The sequence below is a fragment of the Pseudoduganella buxea genome (assembly GCF_009720835.1).
GTDB lineage: Bacteria > Pseudomonadota > Gammaproteobacteria > Burkholderiales > Burkholderiaceae_D > Rugamonas > Rugamonas buxea.
The window spans coordinates 1-6,944 of the sequence record NZ_WNKZ01000157.1 but is presented as its reverse complement, the minus strand read 5'-3'; the positions used below and the strand labels follow the sequence as shown (position 1 = coordinate 6,944).

Here is a 6,944-nt window from a genome sequence, read left to right as displayed (position 1 = left end):
CGCGGCTGCGCGCGGCCGCGGCCGGCCCGCGCGAACTGATCGAGATGGCCCATGCCTTCAACCAGATGATGACGGTGCTGGAGCAGCGCGAGGCCGAGCTGAAGGAGTCGCGCGACGCCGCCGTCGGCATGGCCCAGACCAAGGCGCGCTTTGCCGCCACCGTCAGCCACGAAGTGCGCACGCCCCTGAATGGCGTCGTCGGCATGCTCGACATGCTGCGCGAAATGCCGTTGAAGGCGAACCAGCGCGAATGCGTGGACGTGGCGTGGAACGCCTCGCGCACCCTGATCGAGTTGATCAACAATATCCTCGATTTCTCGAAGATGGAAGCTGGCAAGCTGGCGCTGCAGGAGAGCGACTTCGACCTGGCTGCGCTGCTGGCCGACGTGACGGAGCTGCTGGCCGGCGCGGCGCGCCAGAAGGGTGTCGGGCTGGGCTTCGACCTGGCGCCCGGCGTGCCGGCGGCGATCCATGCGGACGCGCTGCGGCTGCGCCAGATCCTCATCAACCTGCTGGGCAATGCCGTCAAGTTCACGGACCGGGGCGAGGCGCTGGTGCTCGTCACCACGGCCACGGTGGGCGGCGCGGCCGGCCTGCGCTTCGAGGTGCGCGACACGGGCATCGGCATGAGCGCGGAGGTGCAGCGCCACCTGTTCGAATCCTACGTGCAGCCCGACCCGTCGGCCACGCGCCGCTACGGCGGCACGGGCCTGGGCCTGGCCATCTGCCGCCAGCTCGTTACCCTGATGGGCGGCGTCATCGACGTCGCCAGCGCTCCGGGCGAAGGCACCAGCTTCACCTTCACGGTACGCTGCACTGCGGCCGAAGCGGCCCTTCCCACGCAGCCGGCACCGGCCGACTCTGCAAAGCCTGCTGCCTTGCCGGCGCCCGTGGCGGGCATGCGCGTGCTGGTGGCCGAGGACAACCGCACCAACCAGATGGTGGCCGCGGGCATGCTGTCGATGCAGGGCTGCGTGTGCGAATTTGCCGCCAACGGGCGCGAAGCCGTGGCCGCGCTGGCGCGCCAGCGCTACGACCTGGTGCTGATGGACTGCAGCATGCCGGAGATGGACGGCTACGAGGCGACGGCCCATATCCGCGCGCTCGAACAGGACCTGGGACGGCACACGCCGATCGTGGCGATGACGGCCAACACCCAGTTGGGCGACGCCGAGAAATGCCTGAAGGCCGGCATGGACGACTACCTGGCCAAGCCCATCACCCTGGTCGAACTGCGGTGCAAGCTGGAACGGTGGCTTCCCGCCGGCGGCCAGCCCCACGACGACGGCGCGCCGATCGACGCGGCCGTCTTCGACAAGCTGCGCGAAATCCTCGGTCCCGCCTTGCCCCATGCCGTCACGCCCTTCCTGGAGGACGCACCGGCCTACCTGCTGCAGCTGGAACACGCCGTGGCGGCGCACGATCAGGCCACGGCCCGCGCGCGCGCCCATGCGCTGAAGGGCGCGGCGGGCAACCTGGGCGCTTCGCTGCTGGCGGCACTGGCACAGGAGGCCGAGCAGCTGGCCCAGGCCGGGCGCACCTCGGCCATCGGCGCCCTGCTGCCGCGGCTGCGCGCGGCCCATGCCGACGTGGCTGCGCTGTTGCACGAACAGGTCCATGGTCCGGCGTCCGATGCCGAACTGGCCGGCGCGCACCAGGCCCACGTGCTGATCGTCGACGACGACCGCAGCACCCGCACCACCCTGCGCCACACCTTGCAGCGCGACGGCTTCCGGGTCGACGAGGCGGCCGACGGTGCCCAGGCGCTGGCCATGCTGCTGCGCTGCCAGCCCGACGTGATCCTGATGGACGCGGTGATGCCCGTGATGGACGGCTTCACGGCCTGCGCGCGGCTGCAGGAACTGCCGGGCGGCGCCCGCATCCCCGTGCTGATGATCACGGCCCTGCAGGACAATAGTTCCGTCGAGCGGGCCTTCGCCGCCGGCGCCAGCGACTATATTCCGAAGCCGATCCACTACGCGGTGCTGTCGCAGCGCGTACGCCGCATCATCGAGGCCAACCGGGCCGAGAAGAAGATCCGCCAGCTGGCCTACAACGACGTGCTGACGGGCCTGCCCAACCGCACCCTGTTCTTCGAACTCCTGGGCCAGGGCATCGACCACGCGGCCCGCGCCAATACCGAACTGGCCGTGCTGTTCATGGACCTGGACCGCTTCAAGTATGTCAACGACAACCTCGGTCACGGTGTTGGCGACAGGCTGCTGCTGGGCGTGGCGCAGCGGGTGCGCGCCACCGTGCGCGCGGTCGATGCCGTGGCCCGTCTCGGCGGCGACGAGTTCACCGTCGTGCTGACCGACCTGGACGGCCCGGGCCAGGCGGCCAACGCGGCCCACGACATCTGCCGCGCGCTGGCCGGGCCGTTCCAGATCGACGGCCACGATATCTTCGTGACCAGCAGCGTGGGCATCGCAATGTACCCGCGCGACGGCCTTGACGTGGCCACCCTCGTCAAGCATGCCGACAGCGCGATGTACCGGGCCAAGCGCACCAACGGCGGCTACAAGTTCTACGAAGCGTCGATGGAGATGACGACGGGCGAACACGTGCGGCTGGAAAGCGACCTGCGGCGCGCACTGGAGCAGGACCAGCTGGAAGTGTTCTACCAGCCGCAGCTGGCGTTCGCCGACGACCGCATCGTCGCGATGGAAGCGCTGGTGCGGTGGCGCCACCCCACCCGAGGCCTGGTGCCGCCGGCCGAGTTCATTCCGCTGGCCGAGGAAACGGGGCTGATCAACCGCCTGGGCGACTGGGTGCTGCGCGCCGCGTGCACCCAGCTGAAGGCGTGGATCGGCCAGGGCCTGCCACCGCTGCGGGTGGCCGTCAACCTGTCCGTGCGCCAGCTGCTGCAGGCCGATTTCGCCGCCACCGTGCAGGGCGTGCTGGCCGAGACGGGCCTGCCGCCGCACCTGCTGGAACTGGAAATCACGGAAAGCACGCTGATGGAAAACGCCCAGGACACGCTGGCCGCGTTGCACACGCTGCGCGAACTGGGCGTGCGCCTGTCGATCGACGACTTCGGCACGGGCTACTCGTCGCTGTCCTACCTGAAGCGCTTCCCCGTCGACATCATCAAGATCGACCGCTCCTTCGTGCGCGACATCCCCCAGGACGCCGACGACGCCGCCATCGTCACGGCCATCCTCGCCCTGGCCCACAGCCTGCGGCTGGAAGTGGTGGCCGAAGGTGTCGAAACCCCCGCCCAGCGCCGCTTCCTGCACGCCCTCGACTGCGACCTGCTGCAAGGCTACCTGGTCAGCCCACCCGTGCCGGCCGCGCAGTTCGCCGAGCTGGTGCTGGCGCGGCAGGCCGTGGCGGGGTTGCGGCGGGCTTAGGGTGATGTCCTTTGCGCGCTTATCCTAATCCGATGACAACAACTTATTTTACCTGATGGATTCCACCGATTATGGGCAGCGCAGCGGCCTGGGCTTTAATCGGATATTTTAACTGTGCATTTCAAACCTTCCGTCCTTCTAACAGCGCGGATTTGGCTGCGTGGGTTGGCGCGATTGGAACCCTCGTCGCTATTATCGTGGCCTGGATGGGAATACGTGCGCAGTTGCGTCATGCAGAGGCCCTAGCGCTCGATCGAATGACGTTCGATCGGAACTCCAAAGTCTCCATCCGTTGTTAACCGAGAAAATCGGCCATTTGCTTAAGCATATAGACAGAGCCATTAGGGATTTATTATTGGAATGTCAGAGGGTAGCAAACAGTTTAGATCCCAATTCTAAAGAGGGGAAATAGTGACCATATTTTGGCATTCTGTCTGAATTGGGTCCAACCACATGGATTATTTGTCACGGTCATCGACCAAAGCTAAGTACTAATCCGGAACGCTGCTAGGTAAACCGGGGGGCTACTTGGACACGAGCTGCATCACGGGAGTATTACCTCTGCTGCGCTTGAACGGCGTAACTTGACCGCGTCGGTTAAGGTACTCCCTGCTCACCGTGCCCTATCGACGGCGATCTGATGGACTAAAAGCGCGTACGCCAACTGCGTCCCCTACAGCGTGCATGCCGAGTACCTGAGCCGGCTCCTCATGCGAAGATCTGGTCAACCGTCGGTTTGGCGACATCGGGGTCAGGCACGAATGTCGACACGGGCTGGGCACTGGCGCCGCGGGGCGCCGTTTTTTCTGGCACATTTTTGACCTGCATCAAATCGCCCCGCTGACGCACGTCCAAGCCTCTCCTACACTGCAAGTAAAGCCGCACCGCGCGGCAGTCGGTCACGTAGGAGGACAGTGTCATGTACAAGACCATCGTCGTGCACGTCGATGACAGCCACCAGCTGGATGCGCGCCTGCGCGTGGCGGCGGGCCTGGCCCGCCAGCATGAGGGGCACCTGGTGGGCAGCGCCGTGACGGGGATTTCGCAGAGCGACTTCCTTACCCTGGGCACGTCGCCCATGGCGGCCCTGCCGGACAACGAATTCGAGGCGTTGCGGGAACGGGCCAGCACCCAGCTGATGCGCTTTGCCGCCCAGATGGAGCGGCTCGGCGTGCCGTCCTGGGAACAGCGCATCGTCGAGGACGATGCCGAGCATGCGCTGGTGCTGGAATCGCGCTATGCCGACCTGGTGGTGCTGAGCCGGGCCGCGCCAACGCGCGCGCGCCTGCGCCTGTCCACCGACCTGCCCGAGTACGTGGCCCTGCACGGCACCCGGCCCGTGCTGATCGTGCCGGACGACTATTCCCAGGACACGGTCGGCAGCACCGTCGTCATCGGCTGGAATGCCAGCATGGAAGCGACGCGCGCCGTCACGGCCGCCCTGCCCCAGCTGAAGCTGGCCCGCTCCGTGCTGCTGGCCCTGATCAATCCGGAGGGCCTGATGGAACGCCACGGCGAGCAGCCCGGCGGCGACATGGCCCTGTACCTGGCGCGGCACGGTGTCAATGTCGACATCGTGCGCGAACGCAGCGATGCCGGCACGGCACCGGCGCTGCTGGGCCTGGCGCGTGACAGCGGTGCCAACCTGCTGGTGGCGGGCGCCTACGGCCACAGCCGCTACCGCGAATGGGTGGCCGGCGGCGTCACGCGCAGCCTGCTGGACCGGATGACGGTGCCGCTGATGATGGCGCACTGATGGCCTGCCCCGCTGAACCCCGGGCGCGGTGCGGTGGTCCGTCATGACGCGCGTTCCCGCCTTTCCCTCCTGCGACCTGCAACGCGAAGGCAGCGCCTGGCAAGGGGGCGTGCTGCACCGCGACCCCGAGGCCGCCAACACGAGCATCACGCCGGACCTGCTGCTCAACGGCGCACTGGCCCGGCTGACCGGTGCCGTGTCGCCGGCCGCGCTGGCCGTCGCCTGGTTCGACTGGACCACCCACCTGCTGCTGTCCCCGGCCAAGCAGCAGCAACTGCTGGTGCAGGCGGCCGACAGCACGGCCCGCTGGCTGCGCTATGCGGGCCAGGCCGCGCTCGATGCCGGCCGCCCGCAGCGCACCGACGACGAGGGCGACAGCGGCCCCGAGCCGTGCATCGTGCCGCTGGCGCAGGACCGCCGCTTCGTCGATCCCGGCTGGCGCCAGTGGCCCTATAATGTGCTGTCGCAGGGCTTCCTGCTGCAGCAGCAGTGGTGGCACCGTGCCACGATGGGGGTGCGCGGGGTCGGGCACCACCACGGTGAAGTCGTCACCTTCACGGCGCGCCAGCTGCTGGACTGCCTGGCGCCGTCGAATTTCGTGCTGACCAATCCCGTCGTGCAGGCCGCCACCTTGCACCATGGCGGCACCAATCTGCTGTTCGGCGCCATGCGCGCAGCCGCCGACAGCGTGCGTCTGCTGGCCGGCGCCCGCGAAGGCGACCCGGCCCACGAGTACGCACCCGGCCGCAACCTGGCCGTTACACCGGGCTCGGTGGTGCTGCGCAACGAACTGATCGAACTGCTGCGCTACGAGCCCGTCACGCGCGACGTGCACGCCGTGCCGCTGCTGATCGTGCCGGCCTGGATCATGAAGTACTACATCCTCGACCTGTCGCCGCACAATTCGCTGGTGCGCTACCTGGTGGCGCGGGGCCACACGGTCTACATGATCTCGTGGAAGAATCCCGGCCCGGCCGAGCGCGACCTGTCGATGGAGGACTACCGCCGGCTGGGCGTGATGGCGGCCCTGGATGCCATCACGGCGCTGGGCGGGCCGGGCCGCATCAACGCCTGCGGCTACTGCCTTGGCGGCACCCTGCTGTCGATCGCCGCCGCGGCGATGGCACGCGACGGCGACGAGCGGCTGGCCAGCATGACCCTGCTGGCGGCCCAGGTCGATTTCACGGAGCCGGGCGAGCTGTCGCTGTTCATCGACGAGAGCGAAGTGAGCTTCCTGGAAGCGGCCATGTGGAACCAGGGCTACCTGGACACGCGCCAGATGGCGGGCGCCTTCCAGCTGCTGCGCTCGAACGACCTGATCTGGTCGCGCCGCCTGAAGCACTACCTGCTCAACGTGCCGGACCGGGCCACCGACCTGATGGCGTGGAACGCGGATGCCACGCGCATGCCCTACCGCATGCATTCCGAATACCTGCGCCAGCTGTTCCTGCAGAACGACCTGGCCAATGGCCGCTACCTGGTGGACCGGCGCCCCGTGGCGCTGACCGATATCGAGGCGCCCGTGTTCGCCGTCGGCACCTTGACGGACCACGTGGCGCCATGGCGTTCGGTGTACAAGGTCGTGCTGCTGGCCGACACGGACGTGACGTTCCTGCTGACGTCGGGCGGGCACAATGCCGGCGTGGTGGCGCCCCCCGGCGACAGCGGCCGCACGTGGCAGATGGCCGAACACCGCAGCGACGCGGCCTATATCGACCCGGACCGTTGGCACGCCTGCGTGCCCGTGCACGAAGGCTCGTGGTGGCCGGCCTGGGAAGCGTGGCTGGCCCGCCACGCCGGCCCGATGGTGGCGGCGCCGCCGCCCGTGGCCGGCC

The 6,944-nt window shown here is 68.1% G+C and carries 5 protein-coding genes; 3 read left to right on the top strand and 2 right to left on the bottom strand.

The annotated features are described in order from the left end of the window. A partial coding sequence (locus GM672_RS26730) for an EAL domain-containing protein (RefSeq protein ID WP_155473552.1) occupies positions 1–3,353 on the top strand: 3,353 nt, incomplete at its 5' end. 623 nt (positions 3,354–3,976) lie between these two features. Here the strand turns inward: GM672_RS26730 and GM672_RS30070 are convergent. Continuing rightward, positions 3,977–4,099, bottom strand: coding sequence for a GlgB N-terminal domain-containing protein (locus GM672_RS30070; RefSeq protein ID WP_371867106.1), 123 nt, complete (start codon positions 4,097–4,099; stop codon positions 3,977–3,979). After that, positions 4,062–4,208: a hypothetical protein gene (locus tag GM672_RS26725; protein WP_155473551.1), complete on the bottom strand. Its 147-nt coding sequence runs from the start codon at positions 4,206–4,208 to the stop codon at positions 4,062–4,064. Before GM672_RS26725 ends, GM672_RS30070 begins: the two co-directional genes overlap by 38 nt. A 64-nt stretch (positions 4,209–4,272) precedes the next feature. Here GM672_RS26725 and GM672_RS26720 point away from each other — a divergent pair, with 64 nt between their 5' ends. Both GM672_RS26720 and GM672_RS26715 read left to right on the top strand, forming a co-directional pair. Next, complete coding sequence (locus GM672_RS26720; RefSeq protein ID WP_155473550.1) at positions 4,273–5,109, top strand: universal stress protein; 837 nt, start codon at positions 4,273–4,275, stop codon at positions 5,107–5,109. Positions 5,110–5,152: 43 nt separating this feature from the next. Then, positions 5,153–6,944, top strand: a 1,792-nt coding sequence (locus tag GM672_RS26715; RefSeq protein ID WP_155473549.1) for a PHA/PHB synthase family protein, incomplete at its 3' end; no start/stop codon positions are given.